The 25,296-nt window shown below is 65.8% G+C and carries 18 protein-coding genes and 1 pseudogene; 14 read left to right on the top strand and 5 right to left on the bottom strand.

What is annotated here, in order from left to right:
- Positions 1 to 4: 4 nt before the first annotated feature.
- Entirely contained in the window at positions 5 to 1,111 is a 1,107-nt protein-coding gene (locus tag WBP06_RS13990) for an aldose epimerase family protein (protein ID WP_395328891.1), read from the bottom strand.
- A gap of 240 nt (positions 1,112 to 1,351) precedes the next feature.
- Here WBP06_RS13990 and WBP06_RS13985 point away from each other — a divergent pair, with 240 nt between their 5' ends.
- Positions 1,352 to 2,674 carry a sugar MFS transporter gene (locus WBP06_RS13985; RefSeq protein WP_395328888.1) on the top strand — a complete coding sequence of 441 codons (1,323 nt, stop codon included), beginning with the start codon at positions 1,352 to 1,354 and terminating at the stop codon, positions 2,672 to 2,674.
- A gap of 302 nt (positions 2,675 to 2,976) precedes the next feature.
- Here WBP06_RS13985 and WBP06_RS13980 read toward each other — a convergent pair whose 3' ends face one another.
- Positions 2,977 to 3,729 (bottom strand): FadR/GntR family transcriptional regulator, encoded by a 753-nt coding sequence (locus WBP06_RS13980; RefSeq protein ID WP_395328886.1) that lies wholly within the window; start codon positions 3,727 to 3,729, stop codon positions 2,977 to 2,979.
- 130 nt (positions 3,730 to 3,859) lie between these two features.
- On the opposite strand from WBP06_RS13980, the gene WBP06_RS13975 reads away from it, so the two are divergent.
- From WBP06_RS13975 to WBP06_RS13925, 11 genes and pseudogenes are all read left to right on the top strand, one after another.
- Complete coding sequence (locus tag WBP06_RS13975; RefSeq protein ID WP_395328883.1) at positions 3,860 to 5,386, top strand: aldehyde dehydrogenase (NADP(+)); 1,527 nt, start codon at positions 3,860 to 3,862, stop codon at positions 5,384 to 5,386.
- Between the two features lie 85 nt (positions 5,387 to 5,471).
- A complete protein-coding gene (gene araD1 / locus WBP06_RS13970) occupies positions 5,472 to 6,476 on the top strand; it encodes an AraD1 family protein (RefSeq protein ID WP_395328880.1) in 1,005 nt (334 codons plus the stop codon).
- Positions 6,477 to 6,479: 3 nt separating this feature from the next.
- Positions 6,480 to 7,406: a Gfo/Idh/MocA family protein gene (locus WBP06_RS13965; protein ID WP_395328878.1), complete on the top strand. Its 927-nt coding sequence runs from the start codon at positions 6,480 to 6,482 to the stop codon at positions 7,404 to 7,406.
- A 22-nt stretch (positions 7,407 to 7,428) separates the two neighbouring features.
- Positions 7,429 to 9,006, top strand: a complete 1,578-nt coding sequence (locus WBP06_RS13960; RefSeq protein WP_395328876.1) for an alpha-N-arabinofuranosidase — start codon at positions 7,429 to 7,431, stop codon at positions 9,004 to 9,006.
- Positions 9,007 to 9,017: 11 nt separating this feature from the next.
- On the top strand, positions 9,018 to 9,911 hold the full coding sequence (locus tag WBP06_RS13955) for a 2-dehydro-3-deoxygalactonokinase (protein ID WP_395328873.1): 894 nt from the start codon (positions 9,018 to 9,020) through the stop codon (positions 9,909 to 9,911).
- Positions 9,908 to 10,540 carry a 2-dehydro-3-deoxy-6-phosphogalactonate aldolase gene (locus WBP06_RS13950; protein ID WP_395328870.1) on the top strand — a complete coding sequence of 211 codons (633 nt, stop codon included), beginning with the start codon at positions 9,908 to 9,910 and terminating at the stop codon, positions 10,538 to 10,540. Before WBP06_RS13955 ends, WBP06_RS13950 begins: the two co-directional genes overlap by 4 nt.
- A 2-nt stretch (positions 10,541 to 10,542) precedes the next feature.
- Entirely contained in the window at positions 10,543 to 11,559 is a 1,017-nt protein-coding gene (locus tag WBP06_RS13945) for an arabinan endo-1,5-alpha-L-arabinosidase (RefSeq protein WP_395328868.1), read from the top strand.
- A gap of 103 nt (positions 11,560 to 11,662) precedes the next feature.
- A pseudogene (locus tag WBP06_RS13940) lies at positions 11,663 to 13,106 on the top strand (family 43 glycosylhydrolase).
- Positions 13,107 to 13,311: 205 nt separating this feature from the next.
- The gene (locus WBP06_RS13935; protein ID WP_395328865.1) at positions 13,312 to 16,146 is read left to right on the top strand and encodes a TonB-dependent receptor; all 2,835 of its coding nucleotides are present in this window, start codon (positions 13,312 to 13,314) and stop codon (positions 16,144 to 16,146) included.
- Positions 16,147 to 16,308: 162 nt separating this feature from the next.
- Positions 16,309 to 18,375, top strand: a complete 2,067-nt coding sequence (locus WBP06_RS13930; protein WP_395328862.1) for an MGH1-like glycoside hydrolase domain-containing protein — start codon at positions 16,309 to 16,311, stop codon at positions 18,373 to 18,375.
- Positions 18,376 to 18,440: 65 nt separating this feature from the next.
- Entirely contained in the window at positions 18,441 to 18,596 is a 156-nt protein-coding gene (locus tag WBP06_RS13925) for a hypothetical protein (RefSeq protein WP_395328860.1), read from the top strand.
- A 7-nt stretch (positions 18,597 to 18,603) separates the two neighbouring features.
- On the opposite strand, the gene WBP06_RS13920 is transcribed toward WBP06_RS13925, so the two are convergent.
- Together WBP06_RS13920 and WBP06_RS13915 are read right to left on the bottom strand one after the other, a co-directional pair.
- Complete coding sequence (locus WBP06_RS13920; RefSeq protein WP_395328857.1) at positions 18,604 to 18,819, bottom strand: hypothetical protein; 216 nt, start codon at positions 18,817 to 18,819, stop codon at positions 18,604 to 18,606.
- A 138-nt stretch (positions 18,820 to 18,957) separates the two neighbouring features.
- Positions 18,958 to 21,021, bottom strand: a complete 2,064-nt coding sequence (locus WBP06_RS13915; RefSeq protein ID WP_395328854.1) for a protein-disulfide reductase DsbD family protein — start codon at positions 21,019 to 21,021, stop codon at positions 18,958 to 18,960.
- Between the two features lie 99 nt (positions 21,022 to 21,120).
- Here WBP06_RS13915 and WBP06_RS13910 point away from each other — a divergent pair, with 99 nt between their 5' ends.
- On the top strand, positions 21,121 to 22,800 hold the full coding sequence (locus WBP06_RS13910) for an alkaline phosphatase family protein (RefSeq protein WP_395328852.1): 1,680 nt from the start codon (positions 21,121 to 21,123) through the stop codon (positions 22,798 to 22,800).
- Positions 22,797 to 24,041, top strand: a complete 1,245-nt coding sequence (locus tag WBP06_RS13905; protein WP_395328849.1) for a UbiH/UbiF/VisC/COQ6 family ubiquinone biosynthesis hydroxylase — start codon at positions 22,797 to 22,799, stop codon at positions 24,039 to 24,041. Before WBP06_RS13910 ends, WBP06_RS13905 begins: the two co-directional genes overlap by 4 nt.
- A 332-nt stretch (positions 24,042 to 24,373) precedes the next feature.
- On the opposite strand, the gene WBP06_RS13900 is transcribed toward WBP06_RS13905, so the two are convergent.
- Complete coding sequence (locus WBP06_RS13900; RefSeq protein WP_395328846.1) at positions 24,374 to 25,294, bottom strand: hypothetical protein; 921 nt, start codon at positions 25,292 to 25,294, stop codon at positions 24,374 to 24,376.
- Positions 25,295 to 25,296 lie beyond the last annotated feature (2 nt).

The raw sequence follows: 25,296 nt of genomic DNA, 5'->3' as shown, positions 1-25,296 counted from the left end.
TCTGTCAGCGCGAAGAAGTGGTAACGCGATAGATCATGACATGCTTGTAGGGCTTGCCGGGATCGACGCGCGTGGACGGGAAATTCGCGTGGTTCGGCGAATCCGGGAACTTCTGCGGTTCCAGTGCAATGCCGTCGCCCATGCGATAGAGGTGGCCGTTCTTGCCGATGAAAGTGCCATCGAGGAAGTTGCCGGCATAGAACTGGACGCCCGGTTCGGTCGTCAGCAGTTCGAGTACGCGACCCGAAACGGGATCTTCAAGACGGGCGGCCAGTTCCGGCGTCTTGGTCACACCCTTGTCGAGCGCGAAGTTGTGGTCATAGCCGCGGCCCATGACGATCTGTTCGTCCTTGCCGTCGCGGATGCGTTCGCCGACGACGGTGGCCTTGCGGAAGTCGAACGCGGTGCCGGTCACGTCGCGCAGTTCGCCGGTCGGGATCAGCTTGTCGTTCACCGGGGTGTAGTGGCCCGCCGGGATCGTCAGCAGGTCCTGGATGGCGTCGCGCGGGCTGCCTTCACCGGCCATGTTGAAGATGGCGTGGTTGGTCATGTTGATGACCGTGGGCTTGTCCGTCGTCGCCTCGAACACGATCTGCAGGTTGCCCTTCTCGTCCAGCGAGTAGGTCACCTTGGTCTTCACCGTGCCGGGGTAGCCCGAATCGCCGTCAGGGCTGACAAGCGTGAAAACGGCGGTGGCGACGGGGCCGGACTTGATCGATTCGACCTTCCAGTTCTGCACGTCCCAGCCCTTGCCGCCGCCATGCAGCGACTGGCCGTGGTCGTTCTGGGGAAGCTGGTAGGTCTTGCCGTCCAGGCTGAACTGGCCGTTGGCGATGCGGTTGCCGTAGCGGCCGATGGTGGCGCCCCAGTAGTTCGGACGCTTTTCGTAGCTGGCGATGTCGTCATAGCCCAGCAGCACGTTGGCCACCTTGCCGTCGCGGTCGGGCGCGTTCAGCTTCCACAGCGTGGCGCCGAAGCTGAGAATCGTGGCGGAAACGCCGTTGCCGGCCTTCAGCGTCACAGCGGTGACGGCGCTGCCGTTGGAAAGCGTGCCGGCAGGGGCCTGCGATGCGTCGGCTGCGAATGCGGTGCCTGCAACTGTGCTCGCCATTACGCAGGCAAGAGAAAGCGCGGAAGAATTCACAAATGCCTTGCGCAGAATCCCCATTCCCTTAGCTCCCATTCTGATTTCTGTGTGCGTTCGAATCTCATGTGAACGGCGCTCGCCCAGCGCGAGAAGCCATTGACGGAGAGGTTCTGCGCATATAGTCCGACAAATAGAAAGAGCGCAAGCCGGTTTGCCCCAGATTGGACAATCACAGGCCGGCAGTTCTGTAACGAGAGGATAGTCATGCCCTCAGTGGTATCATCTGCCGATGCCCCGGTGGCGCACACGCCGCAGGCGGGTGTCCGCTACGGCCCCGCGCTGGCGCTGCTTGCCAGCCTTTTCTTCATGTGGGGCTTCATTACCGTCATCAACAACACGCTGCTGCCGCACCTGCGCGCCGTGTTCTCGCTGAGCTACACCCAGACGACGTTGATCGAATCGGTGTGGTTCATCGCCTATTTCTTCGCCTCGATCCCCTCGGCCAAGCTGATCGAGCGGATCGGCTACCAGAAGTCGCTGGTCACCGGCCTGCTGATCATGGCGGCGGGTGCACTGGGCATGATGCTGGCCGCCAGCATTCCGTCCTATGGCGTGACGCTGGTCATGCTGTTCGTGATCGCCAGCGGCATCACGCTGCTTCAGGTCGCCGCGAACCCCTACGTCGCCGTTGTCGGCAAGCCCGAGACCGCTTCTTCGCGCCTCAATCTGGTGCAGGCGCTCAACTCGATGGGCACCATGCTGGCCCCGATGTTCGGCGCCTACCTGATTCTCGGCCGTTCGAAGAGCGGTACGGCCACTGCCGGCACCGTGCTGACCGAGGCTGAGCGCATGGCCGACGCGCACTCGGTGATCCTGCCTTACGCGCTGGTCGCTGTGGTGCTGGTGATCCTGGCCGTCGTGATCGCCAAGTTCCCGCTGCCGGCGATGAAGTCGACCTCGCCCGCCGACAAGGCGAAGCGCAAGGGCCTGATCAATCCGGAACTGTTCAAGCACCGCAACCTGGTGTTCGGCGTGCCGGCGATCTTCATCTACCTGATCGCGGAAATCGGCGTTGCCAACCTCTTCGTGAACTTCGTCAGCCAGCCGGACATCGCCAACCTGACGCATGAGCAGGCCGGCAATTACCTCAGCTTCCTGTGGGGCGGCATGATGGTCGGCCGTTTCGTCGGTTCGCTGGTGATGCAGAAGATCGACGCCGGCAAGGTGCTCGCGTTCTTCTCGATCGGCGCCTTCGCGGTCATGATGATCACTGTCTTCGCGCACGGTCCCGTCGCGATGTGGTCGCTGATCCTCGTCGGCCTGTTCCACTCGATCATGTTCCCGACCATCTTCACGCTCGGCATCAAGGGCCTTGGTCCGCTGACCGAAGAAGCTTCGGGCCTGCTCGTGATGGCGATCGCCGGTGGCGCGCTGGTGGTGGTGCAGGGCTGGCTGGCCGACACTTACGGCCTGCAGACCTCGTTCCTGCTGACCGCGATCTGCGAACTCTACGTGCTGTTCTATGCTCTCTGGGGCAGCAAGACCACGCACGCGGAACCGGATCTGGTGCCGGCCGCGGCGGAATAACACCGCACGGAGCACTGGGCTTCGAGTGATAACGAAAAGGCCCCGGCGAGCGATCGCCGGGGCCTTTTTCTATGGGTTGGTGGAGTTGGGAGCGGATCTTGTCTCGCCCTACCTAGGCAAAAGCACCTCGTCGCCCCCGCGAAGGCGGGGGCCCCGCTTCCTTTTGCCTTGCTGCAAGAAGAACAAGCGGGATCCCCGCCTGCGCGGGGATGACGAGATGTGTTTGGCTATCTCGGTGTTGGAGCCTTGGGCCTTGGGTTGTGCGGCAGTGATGCCGCCGCGCCGACAGATCGGCCGAAGACTTACTCCCCCTCAGCCGGCTGCACCATGGCGCTGCGCGTATCCTCCAGCGCCAGATCGACCAGCACGTTCATCGCTTCCGCCGCGCCGGCCGCGTCGCCGGTCGCGATGGCGTCGTAGACGCGTACGTGGTCGGGGATCGGGTTGCGGGGCAGGGCGCGGGCGCGCTGCTTGAACTGGGTGGTCCAGTTCACCGCCGCTCCGATCGAGGCGCTGAGCACCAGCAGCGCATCGTTGCGCGTCGCCTGGAGAATCGCATTGTGGAAATCGCGGTCCGCGGCCCGACCCGCTTCGGTGGTGAGGGTGTGCCGGCGCATCGCCGCCAGCGCATCCTTCATCGCCTTCAGGTCGTTCTTGTCGCGGCGCTGTGCGGCAAGGCGCGCGGCGGCGGGCTCGACGATGGCGCGCAGTTCGAACAGGCTGCGCACGAATTCGATGTCCGGCTCCCCCGCGAAGGCCCAGCCGAGCACTTCGGGGTCCAGCAGGTTCCAGCGATCGCGCGGCAGAACGCGCGTTCCGGCCTTGGGGCGGCTTGCCACAAGACCCTTCGCGGTCAGCACCTGAATGGCTTCCCGATAGGCGCTGCGCGAGACCTGGAGTTCCTCGGCGAAGGCAACTTCACCAGAAAGAATGTCTCCAGGCGCATATTTGCCGGACAAGATGGCCGTTCCCAGTTTATGGGCGATTGCACCGTGCAGGCGGCGGCCCGGACCCCGGGCTTCGTCGGCCGGCCTTGCACTTTCTTCATCGTTCACGAAATTGGCTTCTGACACTGTTATTGGCACCTCCCGAAAGGAACCTAACAGCCCTTTCAGCGCGAAGGAACGACAAACATTGCGTTTCCTGTGCGCTCGGAATATGTCGGAGTAAATAGGGAGACCCCAAATGACCGAATTCCGTTCCATCGTGGCCGCAACCGGCGAGCCCCAGGGCGAACCGCTGGCCGTGAACGGCACGGCCGATGTGGCCGCAGCCTGCGCCGCAGCCGCCGCGGCCTTCGATACCTATCGCGCCACCGACCGTGAAACCCGCGCTGCGTTCCTGGAGCGAATCGCGGACGAGATCCTCGCCATCGGCGAGCCGCTGATCGAAGCCTACATGGCTGAGAGCGGCCTGCCGCGTGCACGTGGCGAGGGCGAGCGTGGCCGCACCATGGGCCAGCTGCGCATGTTTGCCGACGTCGTCCGCAAGGGCCAGTGGCAGCAGCTGCGCATCGATCCCGCCCTGCCGGATCGCGCCCCGCTGCCCCGTCCCGACCTTCGTCTGCGCATGATCCCGGTTGGTCCGGTTGCCGTGTTCGGCGCCTCCAACTTCCCGCTCGCCTTCTCGACCGCTGGTGGTGACACCGCTTCGGCGCTGGCCGCCGGTTGCCCGGTCGTGGTCAAGGGTCACCCGGCCCACCCGATCACCGGCAGCCTGATTGCCGCCGCGATCGCCAAAGCGGTCAAGGACGCCGGCCTTCCCGAAGGCGTGTTCCAGCACCTGGTCGGCCCGTCGAACGAACTCGGCGCCGCGCTCGTGCAGGATCCGCGCATCATGGCGGTTGGCTTCACCGGTTCGCGCGGTGGCGGTCTCGCCCTCGCCAAGCTGGCACAGGCCCGCGAAGTGCCGATCCCGGTCTATGCCGAAATGTCGAGCATCAACCCGGTCGTGCTGCTTCCCGAAGCGCTGAAGGCCCGTGGCGAAGCCCTCGGCACCGCGTTCGTCGGTTCGCTGACGATGGGCGCCGGCCAGTTCTGCACCAACCCCGGCCTGATCCTGGCCGTCGAGGGTGAAGGCCTGGACGCGTTCGTCGCTGCCGCCACCGGTGGCGTGTCGGAAGCCAAGCCGCAGACCATGCTGACCACCGGCATCGCCGCCGCTTATGCCAAGGGCGTGGAAGCGCTTGAAGGCAATGCCGGCGTCGAGACCATCGCCAAGGGCGAAGAGGGCAGCAAGACCACCGGCGGTGCGATCCTGTTCCAGACCTCGGCCGCGCAGTTCCTGGCGGACAAGGCGATCGGCCACGAAGTGTTCGGCGCTGCGTCGATCGTCGTGCGCTGCAAGGACGAAGCCGAACTCGCCAGCCTGCTGGAAGGCCTGGAAGGCCAGCTGACCGCCACCCTGCACATGGACGCCGCCGACGAAGCCGCCGCTTCGCGCCTGCTGCCGGTGCTGGAGCGCCGCGTCGGCCGCATCCTCGTCAACGGTTGGCCGACCGGCGTCGAAGTGTGCCACGCGATGGTGCACGGCGGCCCGTTCCCCTCGACCTCCGACCCGCGCACCACGTCGGTCGGCAGCATGGCGATCGACCGCTTCCTGCGTCCGGTCAGCTACCAGAACTTCGCTCAGGGTCTGCTCCCCGCAGAACTGCGCGACGCAGCTTTCGGTGACGGCGCCCCCCGCCTGATCGACGGCACGCTTACCCTCTAATCAGTCCAACCCAACTGCCGCGGCGCGCTCCCCCAAGAAGGCGCGCCGCGGATAGGGCTTAGAAGCCCCCCCGGGAGAGATCTCCATGACCTACCTTCGCCTGCTCCAGCATCGCGCGCCCGATGGCGTGCGTTCCGTCATCCTTGCCGAGGGCGATGCCGCCCACTTCCTTCAGGGCGTCACCACCACCCGCGAACTCGCGCTGCGCGCCATCGCCGCAGGCGTGACGCTGGCCGATGCCGCCAAGGCTGCCGGGCTTGGCGAAGCAGTCGACATCGCGGCCGAATTCGCAGCGGGCACGCTGCTCGCGCCGATCGACCATGACGATTCCGCCCACCTGCTGATGACCGGCACCGGCCTGACGCACCTGGGTTCGGCCGAAGGCCGCAACAAGATGCACGCCGCTGCCGCCTCGGGTGAGCACGTTACCGATTCCATGCGCATGTTCCTTGAGGGCCTTGAGGGCGGCAAGCCCGCCGCCGGCACCGAAGGCCAGCAGCCGGAATGGTTCTACAAGGGCGACGGCCAGCTGCTGGTCGGCCCCGGCGAAGCGCTGACCATGCCTGCTTTCGCCAAGGACGGCGGCGAAGAGCCCGAACTGGCCGGCATCTACCTCGTCGGTGAAGATGGCAACGTCTACCGTCTCGGCCTTGCGCTCGCCAACGAGTTCTCGGACCACGTGACCGAACGTCACAACTACCTCTGGCTCGCCCACTCGAAGCTGCGTCAGGCCGCCCTCGGCCCGGAACTGCTGCTCGGCACCCCGCCGGAGAAGATCGAAGGCACCAGCAAGATCGTGCGCAATGGCGAAACGATCTGGGAAAAGCCCTTCCTCTCGGGCGAGGCGAACATGTCGCACACGTTCGCGAACCTTGAGCACCACCACTTCAAGTACGACCTGTTCCGCCGCGCCGGCGACGTGCACGTCCACTTCTTCGGGACCGCCACGCTCTCGTTCAGCGACGGCGTGACCACGCAGGAAGGCGATGTGTTCGAGATCTCGGCCGCGCCGTTCACGCTGCCGGTGGCCAACCCGCTGGCCCGCGCTGCCGCCCCGGCCGCGGCGACGACGACCGTGAAGGCGCTCTGAGCGATGGATCCGATCCGTATTGCCATCGTTGGCGTGGGCAAGATCGCCCGCGACCAGCACATTCCCGCGATCGAAGGCAACCCGAACTTCAGCCTGGGTGCCACGGTCAGCCCGCACCATCGCGGCCCGGAAGGCATCCCGCACTTCAGCAACCTGGATGACCTGATCGAGAACGGTCCGGCGATCGACGCGGTGGCGCTCTGCACCCCGCCGCAGGTCCGTTACGATCTGGCCGCACAGGCGCTGGCGAAGGGCATGCACGTGTTCCTCGAAAAGCCGCCGGGCGCCACGCTGGCCGAAGTGGCCGCGCTGGAAAGCCGCGCCGAGAAGGTGGGGGCGACGCTGTTCGCCTCGTGGCACTCGCGCTACGCCGCAGGCGTAGCCCCGGCCCGCGCCTGGCTGGCCGAGCGTACCATCCACAGCGCCAAGATCGTCTGGCGCGAGGACGTGCGCGTCTGGCATCCGGGTCAGGACTGGATCTGGGAGCCGGGTGGCCTTGGCGTGTTCGATCCGGGCATCAACGCCCTTTCGATCGCCACCCACATCCTGCCGCGTCCGTTCTTCCTGAAGGAAGCGACGCTCAGCCTGCCGGCCAACCGCGCCGCGCCGATCGCCGCCGATATCGAATTCCGCGATACCGCCGGGGCCGAAATCCACATGGACCTCGACTGGCGCCAGACCGGCCCGCAGTCGTGGGACATCGTGGTGGAGACCGACGCCGGCACGCTGAAGCTGGCCAACGGCGGCGCCGTGCTCACCCTGCCGACCGGTACCGAGCATGCCGAGGACATGGAATATCCTGGCCTCTACGCGCGCTTTGCCAACCTGATCCGTGGCGGCCGCAGCGATGTGGACATCGCGCCGCTGCGCCTCGTTGCCGACGCATTCCTGCGCGGCAAGCGCGAGGCCGTCGAAGAATTCCACGACTGATATCTCCGGGAGAGGACAAGAAATGTTGAAGGCGATTCGCCGCACCACCGCCGCCGTCCTGCTGAGCGCCACTGCGCTCGCAGGCACGGTTTCGACGGTGGCCCACGCCGATACCAACGGCCAGCCGACCACCGCCACGATCGAGGCGGACAAGCCCGGCCCGGTCTACCACAAGGAAGTGTTCACCCAGTTCGCCGAACACCTCGGCACGGGGATCTACGGCGGCCTGTGGGTCGGCAAGAACAGCAAGATTCCGAACACCAACGGCTTCCGCAACGACGTGGTGACCGCGCTGCGCGAACTGCAGGTGCCGGTGATCCGCTGGCCCGGCGGCTGCTTCGCCGACGAATACCATTGGCGTGAAGGCATCGGCGCGCCGAACAAGCGCCCGGTCAAGGTCAACACCCACTGGGGCGGCGTGACCGAGCCCAACGCGGTGGGTACGCACGAATTCTTCGAACTGCTCCGCCAGGTCGGTGCGGAAGCGTACATCGCCGGCAACGTCGGCGACGGCACCCCGCGCGAAATGGCCGAATGGGTCGAATACATGACCGCGCCTGCCGGTTCGCTGGCCGATGAGCGCGCGCGCAACGGCCACAAGGAACCGTGGAAGGTCGCCTACTTCGGCGTCGGCAACGAGCTGTGGGGTTGCGGTGGCAACATGCGGCCCGAGTTCGCCGCCGACGAAACGCGCCGCTATGCGACGTTCGTGAAGGCCCCGGCCGGCACCAAGATCATCAAGGTCGCCTCCGGCGCGAACGTAGACGACTACAACTGGACCGAGACGATGATGCGCGTTGCCGGCGGCAACGTCGACGGCCTCTCGCTCCACTACTACGTCCACCCCGCCGGTGGCTGGCCGCCGCGTGCGCCCGCCGTCGATTTCGACGAGCATGGCTGGGCCGATGCGCTGAACGGCGCACGCCACATGGACGAGCTGATCACCAAGCACTCGGCGATCATGGACAAGTACGATCCCGAGAAGAAGGTCTTCCTCGCGGTCGACGAATGGGGTGCCTGGTACGCCCAGGATCCGGGCACGCACCCGGGCTTCCTGCGCCAGCAGAACACCCTGCGCGATGCGCTGATCGCCTCGGTCCACCTGGACATCTTCGCCAAGCATGCAGACCGCGTGCGCATGACCGCCATCGCCCAGATGGTGAACGTGCTGCAGGCGATGATCTTCACCGATGGCAACAAGATGGTGCTGACGCCGACCTACTGGGTCTTCGACATGTACAAGCCGTGGCAGGATGCCACGGTGCTGCCGATCCAGATCAAGTCGCCGTGGTATGCTAAGGACGAGTTCACGATGCCGGCCGTCAGCGGTTCGGCCGTGAAGGGCAAGGACGGCAAGATCCATGTCGGTCTGTCGAACCTCGATCCCAACCAGTCGAACACCGTCACGATCAAGCTGGACGGCGTGTCGGCAGGGGCGGTCTCGGGCAAGATCCTGACGGCGCCGGCGATCAACTCGCACAACACTTTCGACGCACCCAGCGTGGTGAAGCCCGAAGCGTTCTCGGGCGCCGTGGTGCAGGGCGGCAACCTTGTCGTCACCCTGCCGGCCAAGTCGGTCGTGGTGCTCGAACTGCAATGAGCGTGACGCACGTGCCCCGTTTTGTCTTGGGCGATTGGGGCACGACGCGCCTGCGGTTGTTCCGCATGGCCAATGGGCCTGATGGCGGTGATGTCGATGCCCGGCTCGATGGGCCGGGCGCGCTCGCCGGCAATGCCAGGGACGCGCTGGCCGAACGGCTGGACGTCTGGAAGGCGGAAGGCCCGCTGTCCGAAGTCGTGCTTTGCGGCATGGCCGGTGCGCCGGGCGCGCTCGTCGCGGCAGGCTATGCAGCCTGCCCGGCGGACGCTGCCCAGTGGTTGTCCTCGCGCACGCGGCTGGAAGTCGCCGGCACCCCGGTCTCGGTGCTGCCGGGGCTGAGCTGCAAGGATTCCGAAGGCGTGCCGGAAGTGATGCGGGGCGAGGAGGCGCAAGTCTTCGGCGCCCTCGCGCTCCATCCCGAACTGGCGGTGGGCGAGCATCTGATCGCGCTGCCCGGAACCCACTGCAAGTGGGTCTCGGTGGTGAACGGCACGATCGTCGGCTTCCGTACCCATCCGACCGGCGAACTGTTTGCACTGCTGGCGGGCCAGTCGACGCTGACTGGACCGGACACGCCGGGGCAGGGCAGCTTTGACGACGGTTTCGCGCGCGGCCTCGACCGGTGCGAGGAACCGCTGACCGGGGCGCTGTTCGAGGCGCGCGCCGCGCGCATGCTCGACGGACGCTCGAAAGACTGGTCGCGCGGGTATATCTCCGGCCTGCTGATCGGCGGCGAAGTCGCCGCCCAAGTGCCGGAAGGCATCTCGGTCGTGCTGATCGGCGATCCGGCGCTTTCCGCGCTTTATGATCGCGCGCTGGCGGCCCGTGGCTGCACCTCGCGCAAGATCGATGGCGATGCGGCGGTCCTCGCCGGGCTTGCCATCGCGAAAGGACAGAAGGCATGAAGATCGAAGAGGTTCTGGCCGCAGGCCATGCTCCCGTCGTGGCGATCCTGCGCGGCATCCAGACCCATGAGGCGGTCGCGATCGGCGAAGCGCTGGTCGAAGCCGGCGTGCGCATCATCGAAGTGCCGTTCAACTCGCCCGATCCGGCGGGCTCGATCGGCGCCATGGTTCAGGCGCTGGGCGACCGCGCGGCCATCGGCGGCGGCACCGTGATCGGCACCGATCTGGCCGAGACGCTGGCCGGCGTCGGCGGTACTTTCATGGTTTCGCCCAATGTCGATCCGACCGTCATCAAGCGCTCGATCGACCTCGGCATGGACGTGCTTCCCGGCTTCCTGACGCCGACCGAGGCTTTCGCGGCCGTGGCGGCCGGCGCCAGCGACCTGAAGCTGTTTCCCGGCTCGGTGCTGGGCAGCAGCTACATCAAGGCGATCCGCGAAGTTCTGCCCAAGCATAGCCGCGTCTGGGCCGTGGGCGGCGTGGGCGCCGCCAATGTCGCGGAATATCGCGCGGCCGGCGTCTATGGCATCGGCGTGGGCGGCAGCCTCTACAAACCCGGCTTCGATGCCGCGACGGTCGGCGCCAAGGCGGCCGAACTGATCGCCGCATGGAACGCGGCGGGAGGCTGATCATGATCCGCAAGTTTTCGCTTCTGCTCGGTCTCGCAGCATTGGGGTTGACCGGCAGCGTCGGCGCCCAGCAGACCGATGGCGGGCCGACGCTGAACTCGCAGATGACCGGCGACCTCGTGGTCCACGATCCGGTCATCACCCGCGAGGGCGACACCTACTACGTCTTCTCGACCGTGGGCCGCTATGTCGGCATCAAGACCTCGAAGGACCTGAAGCACTGGACTGACGCCGGTGCGGTCTTTGCCGAGATTCCGGCCTGGGCCAAGCAGGCCGTGCCGGGCACCGAGGGCATCTGGGCGCCGGACATTTCCTATGTGAACGGCGAATATCGGCTCTACTATTCGGTCTCCACGTTCGGCTCGAACCGTTCGGCGATCGGCCTGGCGACGAGCAAGACGCTCGATCCCAAGGCCAAGGGTTATGGCTGGAAGGATCAGGGCCTGGTCGTCATGTCCACGCATGACGATGACTTCAACGCCATCGATCCCAACTTCGTTCAGGACGATCAGGGCCGCCAGTGGCTCACGCTCGGCAGTTTCTGGAGCGGGATCAAGTTGTTCCCGCTCGATCCGAAGACCGGCAAGGTTGCCCCGGGCACCGAACCCTATTCGATCGCCCGCCGCCCGGCGCCCGCCGGCGGACCGGCCCCGATCGAGGCGCCGTTCATCATCCCGCATGGTGGCTGGTTCTACCTGATCGCGTCCTACGACTATTGCTGCAAGGGCGTGAACAGCACCTATTACACCGTCGTCTCGCGATCGAAGAAGATCACCGGGCCCTACAAGGGCAAGGACGGCAGCGACATGATGCAGGGCGGCGGCACGATCCTGCTGCGCGCCGATCTGGAGGAGAAGCAGCGCTTCCGCGGCCCCGGCCACGCGGGCGCCTTCACCGACAAGGACGGCACGACCTACCTGGCCTACCACGCCTACGACAAGACTGCCGAAGGCCGCCCGACGCTGCGCATCGCGCCGATCGTCTGGGGCGCCGATGGCTGGCCCGTGGCGCAATACTGAGACCCACCAGCTGACACCCCGGCTTTCGGGCCGGGGTGTCCTTTTCCCCGGCGCGATCCGGGAATGAGCCAATACCCCCAACGATAACTCTGGAGAGGACACCATGAACTTTTCCATGTCACGCCGCGCTTTCGCCGCTTCGGCCGCGCTGCTGCCGATCGCCTGCTCGAAGGCGGGCAAGGTCACTGGCGACGCCACCTCGGAAGCCGCCGATCAGGCTGCTGCGCCGACCCCGATCAATCCGCTGGTGAAGCAGCGCGCCGACCCTTACGTCCTGCGGGCGGACGACGGCTGGTACTACATGACCGGCTCGGTGCCGGAGTACGATCGCCTGGTCCTGCGCCGCTCGAAGACGGTCGCCGGTCTCGCCGATGCCGAGGAACGCGTGCTGTGGCGCCATGAGAAGACCGGCCCGATGTCCGGCTTCCTCTGGGCGCCCGAACTGCACTACGTCGATGGCCGCTGGATCGTCTACTTCGCGGCCGGTCCGAGCGGCGGCGGAGCCGATGTGTTCCGCATCCGCACGTATGCCGTGGTCTGCGATGGGCAGGATCCGATGGCCGGCAAGTGGACCGTGCTGGGCGAACTGAAGACGCCGTGGGACAGCTTTAACCTCGATTTCGACCTCGTTCCACCACAAGGGTGTGCGCTACATGGCCTGGGCCCAGCGCGAACCGGGGATCGAGACCAATTCGAACCTCTATCTCGCGCCGATGAAGGACGCGCTGACCCCGGCGGCCAAGGCGATCCGCCTGACGGTGCCGACGCTGGACTGGGAAATCCAGCAGTACAAGGTTGCCGAAGGCCCCTCGGTGATCGTCCGCAACGGAAAGGTGCTGATGACCTATTCGGCCAGCGGCACCGGCGCGGTCTATTGCATGGGCCTGCTCAGCGCCGATGCCGACGGGGACCTCATGGATCCGCACGCCTGGACCAAGTCGCAGAAGCCGGTCTTCACCACTAACGTCGCAACCTCGGTCTACGGCCCGGGCCACAACAGCTTCACGGTGGACGAGAAGGGGCGCGACCTGCTGGTCTACCACGGCCGCGACTACGAGAAGATCGAAGGCGACCCGCTGCTCAACCCGGACCGCCACGCCCGCGTGCAGCGCCTCTACTTCGACGAGAAGGGTGCGCCCGATTTCGGCGTGCCGGTGGGCAACGGCCCGCTGCCGGAACGTTTCATCTCGGTCGCCCGCCCGGGCACCTACATGGCGCACCAGGATGCTGCGACCACCGGCGCGAAGGTGCCGCTGGCGCAGACCCAGTTCCGCTCGCTGGATGCGGGCGACGGCACCGTGATGCTCTCGCCGATCCTGCTGCGCGACCAGTGCCTTGTCGCCAAGTCCGACGGTTCGGTCGCCATCGCCCCGATCAAGGCGACCGGCGCCCAGCCCGGCGCGGAGAAGTTCCGTCGCACCGATGCCGGTGGCGGCGCGGTGCGATTCGTCTCGGCAACGGATTCGGCAAAGGCGCTGACCAGCGTTCCCGAAGGCCTTCACCTTGCCCCCGGCAAGGATGCCGCCAGCGCCTGGAAGGCAGATTGATCAGATAAAAGTCGGACAATCCCCTGCACGCGGCAAGCGAATGTTGCCGCTGCAGGGGCCGCCTGCGGCCATTGTGCCACACTTGTTTCAGCTTTTTTACAGCATGACCGCTTTTCTGCTTGCGCCCGATTAGTCCGACTAATAATTAGTCTGAGTAATCGGAAGGGGCATGGTATGGGCCAGCCCCACATGGGAGGGTTGATCCATGGCGCTTAAGCCATTTGCTTTCTGCACGGCATCCGTTCTCGCGCTTGGCCTCGCCAGCGTCGCTCAGGCACAGGATGCTGCCCCGCAGGCCACCGCTGACGATGCTGCCGCGCCCAACGCTGAAGACATCATCGTCACCGGCGTCCGCGCCTCGATCGTCGGCGCCATCAACAGCCGCAAGAACAACATCCAGATCGTCGACTCCGTCGTCGCCGAAGACGTGGGCAAGCTGCCGGACAACAACGTTGTCGAAGCGCTCCAGCGCGTTACCGGCGTTCAGGTGACCGACCGCGCCGGCGGCGAAACCGCCACCATCACGATTCGCGGTCTGTCCGATCCTGTCACCACCTGGAACGGTCGCAACATCTTCACCGCAGCGGGTACCTCGTTCGCGCTGCAGGACGTTTCGGCGAACCTCGTGAAGAAGATCGACGTCTACAAGACGCGTTCCGCCGACCAGCTGGAATTCGGCCTTGCTGGCCAGATCGACGTCGCCACGCGTCGTCCGTTCGACTTCGACGGCTTCACCATTTCCGGCCTTGCCCGCGGCGTCTACAGCGAGCTGGCGGACAAGTTCAATCCGAACGTGGCACTGCTGGTCAGCGACCGCTGGGAAACCGGCATCGGCGAGATGGGCTTCCTGATCAACGGCAGCTACACGCGCGCCAAGTATCGCAACCAGAACGTGCAGGCCGGCGCGCTGGTGCCGTTCGCCACTGAAAATCCGCCTTCGGACACCTGGCTCACGCCGCTGCAGCGCATTTTCCCGAACACCGATCCGAACAACCCGTACTGGACGCCGGGCCTGAACGCAGGTCTGCCCACCACGCCGGGTTCGACGCTGAATATCGACGGCGTCGAAGTGCCCTATTACCTGTCGCGCGACGCGGTGATCAGCTCCGACCTGTACGGCAAGCGTGAACGCCCGTCGATCAACGCTGCCTTCCAGTGGGCGCCGAACGACCGTTCGACCTACACCGCCGAGTTCTACTACTCGGGCTTCCGTGGCAGCACCTTCAACTCGATGATGTTCAGCTACGTCGACTGGTGGGGCAACCTGGGCGCCAATCCGGGCTCGACCTTCGAACTCTACGACGGCACCAACATCGTCAAGTCGCGCCAGGTTGGCGCCGTGGCCGGCTTCAACAGCGCCGACTACGCGACCAACAAGACCGACAGCTACGTCTACGCCCTGAACGCGGACTGGGACGTGGGCGATCGCGGCAAGATCACCGCCGACCTGACCTACCAGGACAGCAAGAACCAGACCTCGTTCTTCGCGATGCGCACCAACCGCGGTCCGCTGGACGTCGACGTCGACTTCAACGCCGGCGGCGGTATCCCGTCCTACAACTTCAGCACGCCTGAAGTGCTGACCGATGCCAATGCCTGGACGATCGGCGATCTGTTCGACAACGGCAACAAGAGCACGGGCAGCGCCTGGACCTTCCAGCTCGACGGTCATTACGACTGGGACGAAGGCTTCCTGCGTCGCATCAAGGCGGGCTTCCGTTACGACAACCGCAGCGCCAGCACTTTCGTGCGTGAACAGAGCGCCGCGGGCCTCGGTACTTCGCTGGCTTCGCTGGGTGAGGGCTATACCTTCACCAACAGCGGCTTCTTCGATGGACAGGCGGACGTGCCGACCAGCTGGGTGCTGGCCAACGGTCCGACGCTGTACAAGAACGCCGACGCCATCCGCACGATGTACCAGGCGACCAACCCGAACCTGCTGCTGTCCGACCAGATGTCGTTCGGCCGCGTGTTCGATATCAACGAAGTCACTCTGGCTGCCTACCTGATGGCGGACGGTCAGATCGATATCTTCGGTCGCCCGCTGATGGTTGAGGGCGGTGTGCGTCTCGTCACCGTGGATACCGACTACGATTACTTCGATCGCTATAACGGTTATGCACGGACCGGCGTTTCGACCGGCCAGGTGAAGTTCCTGCCCAGCTTCACGGCGCGCTACGAAATCACGCCGAACCTGCGCCTGCGCTTCAACTACGGTGAAACCCTGCGCCGTCCGGCATTCGACGCCCTCAACCCCAACGTTTCGCTGACCGGCGACCTGTCGGGTCTGGGCTTCGGCACCGGTTCTGCCGGTAACGCGAACCTCAAGGCGACCACTTCGAAGAACTACGACCTTGCGCTGGAATGGTACTTCGAACGCAACAGCGCGATCTACGTCACGGGCTTCCGCCGGGAGATCAAGGGTCTGGTCGTTCCGCTCACCACGCTGGAATACATTCCGAACAACACGATCGTCGGCAGCACCGCGACCGACTACTTCCAGGTTACCCGCCCGACCAACGCTTCGGACGGCGTGCTGAAGGGCGTGGAAATCGGTCTGACCTACTTCCCGACCTATCTGCCCAGCATCCTCAACGGCCTGGGCTTCCAGGGCAGCGCGACGATCCTGGATTCGGAACAGACGATCCCCGAGACCGACAGCCTCGGCAACACGGTGCTGACCAAGTCGGCGTTCTTCGCGGTGTCGAAGTTCTCGTACAACGCCACGCTGGCTTACGAGCGCGGTCCGATCGGTGCACGTCTGTCGTACGTGTGGCGCAAGGGCTTCCTCAACAACAACGAGGCCCGCGCATTCGCCAACCCGATCGGCATGTGGCGCAAGCCTGAGAACAGCCTCGACATGCAGATCACCTGGAACATCACCAAGGATATCGGCCTGACCTTCGATGGCACGAACCTGACCAAGTCGAAGCAGCAGAACTACTACAAGTACGACACTGCCGGCGGTCCGGTGACCATGAACTCGAGCACGCTGCTGATCGATCGTACCTTCGCGGTCGGCGCACGCTTCAAGTTCTGATTTGATACCGGCAACCCGCGACGCATCGCCATTCCGCGTCGCGGGTTGCTTCGGGCGGCCGGTTCCCGGGGGATTCCTCTCCCAACATACCCCGGGGATCGGCCGCTCTTGCTTTTTCAGGAACATTGCTGCCTGACGCTCGCCAGACCAAAAGGGGTAACGATGCGCGGAAATCTACGGACTGTCCTTGCCACCGCGGCGCTTCTTGCCACGGCGGCCAGCCCGCCCGCCGCCGTTTCCACTCGGTCTGTTGCTGCCGCCGCACACACCGCGCCGCAGCTTGATATCGCCGCGATCGCCAAGGCCCGCTTCGGTAACGATGCCGCCTGGTATCAGCAGCGCATCCCCTTCTTCGAAAGCGCCGACCCCAAGATCGATGCGGTCTACTACTACCGCTGGGGCCTGTTCCGGGCACACCAGCGCGACCTTGGCGCGCAGGGCTATATCACCACCGAATTCGCGGACGATGTGGGCTGGCAGCGAGAGCCTTTCGCCAGCCTCAACGACGCCAGCGGCTTTCACATCGCCGAAGGGCGCTGGCTGAACGACCGCCGCTTCACCGACGATTACGTCAACTTCATGTACGAGGGCGGCAACGACCGCCACTTCACCGATTACATGGCGGACTCGGTCTGGGGCCGCTATCTCGTCGATGGTGACAGGCAGGCGCTGCTCGCGCACCTGAAGACGATGCGCCACGTCTACCGGCTGTGGGACGAGAAGTTCGACTTTTCCAAGGGGCTGTACTTCGTGGAGCCGCTGCTGGACGCGACCGAGTACACCGTCTCCTCGATCGACGCATCGGGTGGCAAGGACGGGTTCCGGGGTGGCGATTCCTTCCGCCCCTCGATCAACAGCTACATGTTCGCCAATGCCCGCGCTCTCTCGAAGATGGCGGAACTGGCCGGCGACACCGCGATGGCGCAGGAATATGCCGATCGGGCGGAGGCGCTGAAGGCGCATGTGCTGCAGGATCTGTGGAACCCCGCGCTGGGCCACTTCGCCGATCGCTATCAGGTGAACAACGAGTTCGTGAAGTACTGGGATCCGATCCGCAGTCGCGAACTGGTCGGCTACCTGCCGTGGATGTTCGACCTGGTGCCGAATGATGGCCAGTACGCCTCGGCGTGGTCGCACCTGCTCGATACCAATGCGCTGGCTGGCAAGGCCGGTATGCGCACGGTCGAGAAGGGGTACGAGTACTACATGCGTCAGTACCGCTATCTGGGCGACGCGCGTGAGTGCCAGTGGAACGGGCCGATCTGGCCCTACCAGACGACGCAAGTTCTGGCGGCGATGGGCAACCTGCTCGATCACTATGACGATCACGGTCCGGTCACCCGCAGCGATTACATGCGGATGCTGCGCCAGTACACGCAATTGCACTACCAGGGCACGCGACTGGATCTGGAGGAGGACTACGATCCGGAGACCGGCAAGCCGATCGTCGGGCTGGACCGCAGCCACCACTATTTCCATTCGGGCTACATCGATCTGATCATGACCGGCCTCGTTGGCATCCGCCCGCGCGCGGACGACGTGCTGGAAGTGAACCCGCTGCTGCCGGCCACGAACGATGCGCAGGCGCTGGGCTGGTTCCATGTCGAGCGCGTGCCCTATCACGGACACGAAGTTTCGGTGACTTGGGACGCGGACGGCAAGCGTTATGGTCGCAAGGGGCTGACGGTCTCCGTGGACGGCGCGGAAGTGGCGCATCGCGACGATCTTGGCCGTGTGGAAGTGCCGCTGGCGCGCAAGGCCAATGCACCGATCGCGCGCGAGACCAATCTGGCCGTGCAACTGGTGCGCGGCAATTTCCCCAAGGCATCGGCCTCTTCGGGCGGCGAGGCGGAGAACTTGCACGACGCCATCGACGGCCGCGCTTGGTTCTATCCCGAGCTTCCCAATGGCTGGGATTCGGCCGCCGGCAAGACGGACCAGTGGTATGCGGTGGACTTCGGCAAGGCGGTGACGCTGGGCAGCATCGAACTGGCCTTCTTCGCCGATGGCACGAAGTTCGCGGCACCGCGCAAGGTCGTGGTCGAGGCGTGGGTGGATGGCCATTGGCAGCAGGTGGCGGCACCCACCGCCGCGCCGCTGGCCAATGGCGTGACGCGGCTCTCGTGGTCGCCGGTGACGGCGGAGCGCCTGCGCGTGACGATGACGCCGACGAGCGGCAAGGCCATCCGCCTTGCCGAGATCAAGGCCTTCGCGGGTGGAAAAATTTAACCTTACCTACGTGTAAACCCGAGGCCTCAAACCGGAATTAACCGCGTTTGAGGCCTTTGGTGTCCATGTCGCACGGATATCCATTCGCTTCGCTGGTCGCCGCAGTCTCTTGTTATGTCGACCTTTCGGCGGTGCTGCCCGGTTGGCTGGCCGGGGTGGTGACGGTTCATGTCGTCTGCGCTGTGCTGTTTGCCGGGCTGCTCCGGCATGAGATCCGGTAAGACGCGGTCAGAGCACCAGGGCAGCAAGACCCGCCCAGCACAACGCCGAAACGCCCGTAGCCAGCGCAAGGCCCAGCAGCGGATAGCGCCTGCCGAGGTCGATGCCGTCATCCGGGCGGATGGCGTGATGCTCCGCCCACGCCGTGGATGGCGGGCGGGAAAGGTGGGCGCGGCAAGTCTGTGCGCTTCGATCCGGGGGGAAAGCGATAGCGGCATGATACATGGGCGGAATTCCTCGATCGGTTTTCACAGGTCGACTTGGAATACGTCCCTGAATGACGGCATATTATCTCAACTTAATTGGTAGACAATACGGTGAGGGCCCTAGCTGCGCGCGATTGCGCCGCATCGGGCGCTCGGTTCACTGGCTGGCGGTGCTCACCAGCAGGCTAGGCGTCAGCACTTGCGGCAGCTGCGTGGACTTGCCGTTGCGCCCGTACCAGACATAGAGCGGGACCCCGGCCGCGCCCTGCGCGGTGAGGTAACGGGTGATATCCGTATCGCGGCGCGTCCAGTCGCCGCGCAGGACCACGACGCCGGCCTTGTCGAACGCGGCCTTGGTCTCGGCGCGTTCGATGGCGACTTCCTCGTTCACCTTGCAGGACAGGCACCAGTCCGCGGTCATCCAGACGAAGACCGGCTTTCCGGCGGCCAGCGCATCGGCCAGCGCCTTCTCGCTGAAGGGTTTGGCGCCAAGGAGGGAATCGGCGGCCGCGACGGGCGCGACCGGCTGCGGCAGCACGACCAGTGCGAAGACCGCAATGGCAAGGGCGATGGCTGCCGCCGGGCGCGCCGATCCACCCTTGCGCTGGGTGCGGCCCATCACGAACAGGGCGGCAAGCACGAGGGCCAGGCCGAGAATGGCGCTACCGGCGAACCACGGCCCGCCCACCTTCCAGGTCAGCCATGCCAGCGCCAGCGCGGTCAGGCCCATCGGCACGGCCAGCCAGCGGCGGAACGTGACCATCCATGCACCGGGGCGCGGCATGCGTCGGCGCAGCGGCGGGATGAAGGCGATCGCCAGGAACGGCAGTGCAATGCCGATGCCCAAGGTTGCGAACAGCGCCATTGCCGGCAGCACCGGCAGCAGCAGCGCCGCGCCCATCGCACTCGCCATGAAAGGCCCGGTGCAGGGCGTCGCCACGAAGGCGGCCAGCAGGCCGGTGATGAAGGCGCCGCGCGTGAAGCTGGAGGGTGATCCGCCGGAGACGAAGCCCGGAACCGTCAGTTCGAACAGGCCCAGCAGGTTGGCAGTGATCGCGGCGGCCAGCAGCAGCAGCGCGACGACGACCAGCGGCTCCTGCAACTGGAAGGCCCAGCCCACTTCCTCTCCGCCCGCGCGCAACGCCAGCAGCGCGCCGCCCAGGCCAAGGCAGGCGACGACGACGCCGGCGGTATAGGCCAGCCCCTCGATCCGGGCATGGGCCTCGCTCTCGCCCGCGCGGGCAAGGCTCAGCGCCTTGAGGCTAAGGATCGGGAAGACGCAGGGCATGACGTTCAGCAACAACCCGCCTGCGAGTGCCGCCAACAGCAGCAGAGGCAGCGATGCCAGGGCAGATGTGGGGGCGACATCGGTGGCCAGCGGCGTGACGCCGGCCGGCACCGTGCCGGGCTTGGCCGAGAAGGCGATGCCGTTGCCCTCGTTATCGAGCCGCAGCACACCGGTCAGCGTGCTCGCGTCCCGCGCGTCCAGCTTGGCGCGGGGGATGGTGACGATCAGCTTGTCGCCGTTCCAGGCGAAGGATTGGTTGGCGGCATAGTCCACCAGCTTGTCCTCGCCGATGAAGAGATGCGGAGATGCCAATGGGGTGGTTGCGGGCAGCGGAATGGCAAGACGCAGCGCCTTGGCATCGAGCGAGAACGTGCCGCTGGCGTCCAGCGGGGCGGGCAGGCGGCGCGTCCATTCGGCAAAGCGCGCGTCCGGCGCGGCGGCTTTGGCGACGACCGGGATTTCGACCGCCAGATCGGCCTGTTCGGGCACGCAGATCTGCTCCGTACAGGCCAGCCATTGCGCGGCGACGCGGATCGGCAGGCGGCTGCCCGGTTTCGCGTCGGCGGGCAGGGCGATTGGCACCAGCACGGCATAGTCGTGTTCGAACACATGGTTCATCAGGCCAGACACCACCAGCGTCTGCGGCACGGGATACTTCGGCGTACCCGCCTTCGCGCCGGTGGGCAGCGTCCAGTCCAGCTGCATGCCCAGCCCGGCATCGCCAGGGTTCGACCAGTAGCCGTGCCAGCCCTTCTCGGGCGTCATGTGGATTGCCACCGTAGCCTCGCCGCCCGGCGTGGCGGGGGCGGCGACCAGTTCGGCGGCGATGTGCGGCGTCGCCCCGGATTGCGCATGGGCGACGAGGGGCAGCAGAAGCAACGCCAACATTTGCCACAGGACTGTCACAGAGAGGCGATAGCGGCGCGTTTTCATGAAACTCCCGAGCGTTGATCGTGGGTTGCGTCGCTCTCGCGATCCGATCAAGCCAAGCATCTGCGCTCAACCCGTCCAGATTTCAAGGAAGACCCCCCGATGCGCTTTCTGACCTGTTCGCTCGCTTCGATGGCCATGGCTCTGGCTGCGCCCGCCATGGCGAAGGAGGCGCCCGCTGCTGCGCCTGCGATGCCGGCGGTGACCGAGCAGGTGCCGGCCGACGCACCCAAGCTGATCGTCGCGATTGCGGTGGACCAGTTCTCCGCCGACCTCTTCGCGCAATACCGCGAGCACTATGCCAAGGGCTTCACCCGATTGCTGCAGGGCGCGGTTTTCGCGCAGGGCTTCCAGTCGCACGCCGCGACAGAGACGTGCCCCGGCCACTCCACGCTGCTGACGGGTGTGCATCCGGCGCGCACGGGGATCACCGCGAACTCGTGGTTCCTGCCCGGGATCGCTCGCGCCGAAAAGGAAGTCTACTGCGTCGAGGATGAGACCGATCCGAAGTCCACGCCCGACAAGCCGGTGGTGACGACCCGCCACCTGATGGCACCGACCCTGGGCGATCTGATGAAGAAGGCCAATCCCAAGACGATCAACGCTGCCGTTTCCGCCAAGGACCGCGCGGCGGTGATGATGAGCGGCCACGATACCGATGCCGTCTACTGGATCGGCGACAACGGCTTCACCACCTTCGCCAACCGCCGCATCTCCAAGGCGACGGTGGCGGAGAACGCCGAACTCACCCGCCGCATCGCCGCCGGTGACGGGCCGCTGGCAGTGCCCGGCTGGTGCGGCAATGTCGACCGCGCGACGCCGATCGGCGATTTCACCATCGGCACCTGGCGCTTTCCGGTCGCGGCCGGCGACTACAAGACGTTCGTGAACGGCCCGCGCGTCGATACCGCCACGGCCGAGATGGCCGTGCGCATGGTGGACGAATTGGGCATGGGCAAGGACGCGGTGCCGGACGTGCTTTCGGTCAGTTTCTCGGCCACCGACAAGGTCGGCCATGCCTATGGCACCGAGGGTGTCGAGATGTGCGTGCAGATGAACGTGCTGGATCAGGCGCTGGGCTACCTGTTCGACCAGTTGGACGCGCGCGGGATTGACTATGAGGTAGTGCTCAGCGCCGACCATGGCGGCTTCGACGCGCCGGAGCGTCAGCAGTTGCGCGGCAATCCCGATGCCCGTCGCATCGACACCGCGCTGACCGCCAAGGCGCTGGCAGCCGCCGTCTCGCAGGATACCGGGGTGACCGTGAAGAACGGCCCGCTGTTCTACGGCGCGGGCGAATCGGGCAGCGTCTGGCTCTCCGCCGAACTGACCGATGCGGACAAGGCCAAGGTGATCCCGGCGCTGGTCGCCCGGCTGAAGGCCAATCCGCAGATCGCGGCGGTCTATACGCAGGACCAGATCATGCAGTGGCCCGAACCCAAGGGCAATCCGCAGGACTGGACGATGGAGCAGAAGGTGCGCGCCTCGTTCGTGCCCGGCCGATCGGGCGAAGTGCAGATGCTGACCAAGCGCGGCGTCGTTCCCGGCAAGGCATCGCCCGGCAAGGTCGCCACCCATGGCAGCCCGTGGGATTACGATCGCCGCGTGCCGATGCTGTTCTGGCGCAAGGGGATGGCCGGCTTCGAACAGCCCACTCCGGTGGAGACGGTGGACATCGCCCCCACCCTTGCCGCGACGGTGGGTTTGTCCGCGCCTGCGGGTACTTGGGACGGAAGGTGTCTCGACATCGACGCATCGGAGGCCGATAGCTGCCGTCGATGAACGACTCGGCAGCAAGGCTCGATACAGCGGCGGATCGCCGCGACCTGATCATCCTCGGCGGCGGTCTCGTCGGCATGACGCTGGCGCTGGCGGCCGCGAGGGCGGGGATCACCAGCCACGTGATCGACCGTGCCGATCCGGCGGACCTGACGGCAGAGGGCGCGGACGGCCGCGCCTCTGCCATCTCCACCGCTAGCTGGAACCTGTTCAGCAATATCGGCCTTGCCCCGGCGCTGAAGAATCTGGGCTGCCCGATCGATTCGATCGCGGTTACCGACGGGATGAAGCCCGGCCGTATCGACTTCACGCCCAAGCCGGATGAAGGCACCTTGGGCCGCATGTTCGCCAACCGCGACTTGCGGATTGCCCTGTTCGATGCGGCGAAGGGCGAGCCGAATATCGCCTGGCACGTGAAGACGGAGGCAGTGAGGCGCGACCGTGGCCCGCACGGCGTCGAGGTGGAACTGAGCGATGGGCGCGTGCTCAAGGCCAGCCTGCTGGTCGCGGCGGAGGGTCGCCAGTCACCCACCCGCGACGAGGCCGGATTTGCGCTCGCCAAGTGGGACTACAAGCACCGCGCGATGGTGACCGGGCTGTTCCACGAAAAGCCGCATGACAACACGGCTTGGGAAATCTTCTATCCCGCTGGTCCTTTCGCGCTGCTGCCGCTGCTGGACGATGCCGCAGGCCGCCACCGCAGCGCGCTGGTCTGGACCGTTTCGGAAAAGGACGCCGCCGGCGTGATCGCCATGAGCGATGCGATGTTCGTGAACGAGGTGGAGAGCCGCATGCAGGGCGTGCTGGGCAAGATCTCGCTCTCCGCCCCGCGCATGAGCTATCCGCTGCGTTTCCACCATGCCGGGCATGTGATCGACGAACGCCTGGCGGTGATCGGCGATGCCGCGCACGGTATGCATCCGATTGCCGGGCAGGGCCTCAACCTTGGCCTGCGCGACGTGGGTGCGCTGGTCGAGGTGCTGACCGAGGGTATGCGCCTCGGGCTGGAGCCGGGCGATATGCAATTGCTGAAGCGCTACGAGAAGTGGCGAAGCCTCGATGCCTTCATGGTCATGTCGGTGACCGACGGGTTGACCCGTCTGTTCGGCATTCCCGGTCGCCTGCCGAGTGCGGTGCGTCGCCTGGGCATGGGCGCGGTGCAGCGCCTGCCGACGCTGAAGCGCTTCTTCATGGACGAGGCGCGGGGCATGTCGGGCAAGCTGCCGGAACTGCTTCAGGGCTGAAGCGGGCGCGGGCTGCGCGGGTAGGATTGGACGCCGCAGTTTAGCGGCGAACATCCAAAGCCCGCTATGCGACCGAAGCTAGCTTGGACACCCAGCTAACTTAGGCACCCAGCCTTCAACAGGACACATCGTCGCCCCCGCGAAGGCGGGGGCCCCGGTTCCTTTTGCCACGCGCGCGAAGAATTAAGCGGGATCCCCGCCTGCGCGGGGATGACGGGTTTTTATTTTGCGGGTGTAGGTGGTGGTAGCCGGCATCGGCAATCGGGAGCGTTGGGGGCCCCGTAAACCGTCGCCCAACCGTTCAATCAATCATGAGGTGCAAAGCGCCGCTCTCACTCCTCGCCGGTCGGCTCCGGGGTCGGCGTGGGTTCGGAGCCCGGCGTGGCCAGCGGGCTCTGCTGGTTGACCGCGGTGCCGGTGGAATCCTGCAGGCGGCTTGGCTCCAGCATCGCCGTGGTTTCCAGCAGATCCAGCGCTTTCTGCGCATCCTGATAGCGGCGCGCGTCGGCGATCCAGGTGTCCGCCGCCTGGGCGTTGGGCAGGCGTTCCACTTCGCTGATGGCGTTGGAAATGCGCCGCGCGGTCACCATCAGGCGGGCGCGGTCGATCCGGGCGGTGGGCGAAAGCAGTGTTGAGGAATCGCGATGCACCGTGAAGAAGCTGGCGAATTCGGCGCGCGCCTTCTGCCACAGACTCTCGTCGCTCTGCTTCTCGCTCAGTTCGGGTGAAAGCGCTTCCAGACGGGCGGAAAGCTCGTCCAGCGTCACCGGGTTCTTGGCGAATTCGATCACCGTCTCCACCGCCTGCGGCTGGGCATTGGTGAAGCGCAGGCGCAACTGGTCGGCCACGTAGGCAAGCGGCTCGCCCCGGTCGATCATGCGGCGTGCGGCGAAGGCGATCAGCAGGCCTTCTGCCCGGGCGGCGTTGCCGGAGGCGGTGTTCGTCTGGAAATCGACGCGCGAGAGGCGATCCTCCAACAGCGCGACGCGACCCTCCACCGAACTGAGCGCGGCCAGATCCTCAGCAGAAGGCTTGCCCGTCATGACGGGGGTGGGCGTGGGCGCCAGGGCGACAGGGGTGGCCGGCGGGTTCGCCTCGTGGCCAGGCAGCAGGCGATCGAAATAGCCCTCCTGCGCGCCCCACAGCGCCAGCGCGCCGCCCAGCAGGAAGGCGAGCAGCGCAACGAAGACCGCCCCGGCGCGGGAGCGCGGGCGGTGCGGCATCAAGGAAGGCTGCGAGGTCAGGTCCTGCATCA

Origin of the sequence: Novosphingobium mississippiense (assembly GCF_044029535.1) — a bacterium.
Lineage (GTDB): Bacteria > Pseudomonadota > Alphaproteobacteria > Sphingomonadales > Sphingomonadaceae > Novosphingobium.
This window is presented reverse-complemented; position numbering and strand designations above follow the sequence as displayed.

What these genes read in the sequence shown, in the direction of transcription:
- WBP06_RS13930 (WP_395328862.1), top strand. Translation starts at nt 16,309, where the DNA reads ATGCGCGGAAATCTACGGACTGTCCTTGCCACCGCGGCGCTTCTTGCC.
- WBP06_RS13975 (WP_395328883.1), top strand. Translation starts at nt 3,860, where the DNA reads ATGACCGAATTCCGTTCCATCGTGGCCGCAACCGGCGAGCCCCAGGGC.
- WBP06_RS13920 (WP_395328857.1), bottom strand. Translation starts at nt 18,819, where the DNA reads ATGTATCATGCCGCTATCGCTTTCCCCCCGGATCGAAGCGCACAGACT.
- WBP06_RS13915 (WP_395328854.1), bottom strand. Translation starts at nt 21,021, where the DNA reads ATGAAAACGCGCCGCTATCGCCTCTCTGTGACAGTCCTGTGGCAAATG.
- WBP06_RS13960 (WP_395328876.1), top strand. Translation starts at nt 7,429, where the DNA reads ATGTTGAAGGCGATTCGCCGCACCACCGCCGCCGTCCTGCTGAGCGCC.
- WBP06_RS13985 (WP_395328888.1), top strand. Translation starts at nt 1,352, where the DNA reads ATGCCCTCAGTGGTATCATCTGCCGATGCCCCGGTGGCGCACACGCCG.
- WBP06_RS13935 (WP_395328865.1), top strand. Translation starts at nt 13,312, where the DNA reads ATGGCGCTTAAGCCATTTGCTTTCTGCACGGCATCCGTTCTCGCGCTT.
- WBP06_RS13990 (WP_395328891.1), bottom strand. Translation starts at nt 1,111, where the DNA reads ATGGCGAGCACAGTTGCAGGCACCGCATTCGCAGCCGACGCATCGCAG.
- WBP06_RS13950 (WP_395328870.1), top strand. Translation starts at nt 9,908, where the DNA reads ATGAAGATCGAAGAGGTTCTGGCCGCAGGCCATGCTCCCGTCGTGGCG.
- WBP06_RS13910 (WP_395328852.1), top strand. Translation starts at nt 21,121, where the DNA reads ATGCGCTTTCTGACCTGTTCGCTCGCTTCGATGGCCATGGCTCTGGCT.
- WBP06_RS13965 (WP_395328878.1), top strand. Translation starts at nt 6,480, where the DNA reads ATGGATCCGATCCGTATTGCCATCGTTGGCGTGGGCAAGATCGCCCGC.
- WBP06_RS13945 (WP_395328868.1), top strand. Translation starts at nt 10,543, where the DNA reads ATGATCCGCAAGTTTTCGCTTCTGCTCGGTCTCGCAGCATTGGGGTTG.
- WBP06_RS13900 (WP_395328846.1), bottom strand. Translation starts at nt 25,294, where the DNA reads ATGCAGGACCTGACCTCGCAGCCTTCCTTGATGCCGCACCGCCCGCGC.
- WBP06_RS13905 (WP_395328849.1), top strand. Translation starts at nt 22,797, where the DNA reads ATGAACGACTCGGCAGCAAGGCTCGATACAGCGGCGGATCGCCGCGAC.
- araD1 (WP_395328880.1), top strand. Translation starts at nt 5,472, where the DNA reads ATGACCTACCTTCGCCTGCTCCAGCATCGCGCGCCCGATGGCGTGCGT.
- WBP06_RS13925 (WP_395328860.1), top strand. Translation starts at nt 18,441, where the DNA reads ATGTCGCACGGATATCCATTCGCTTCGCTGGTCGCCGCAGTCTCTTGT.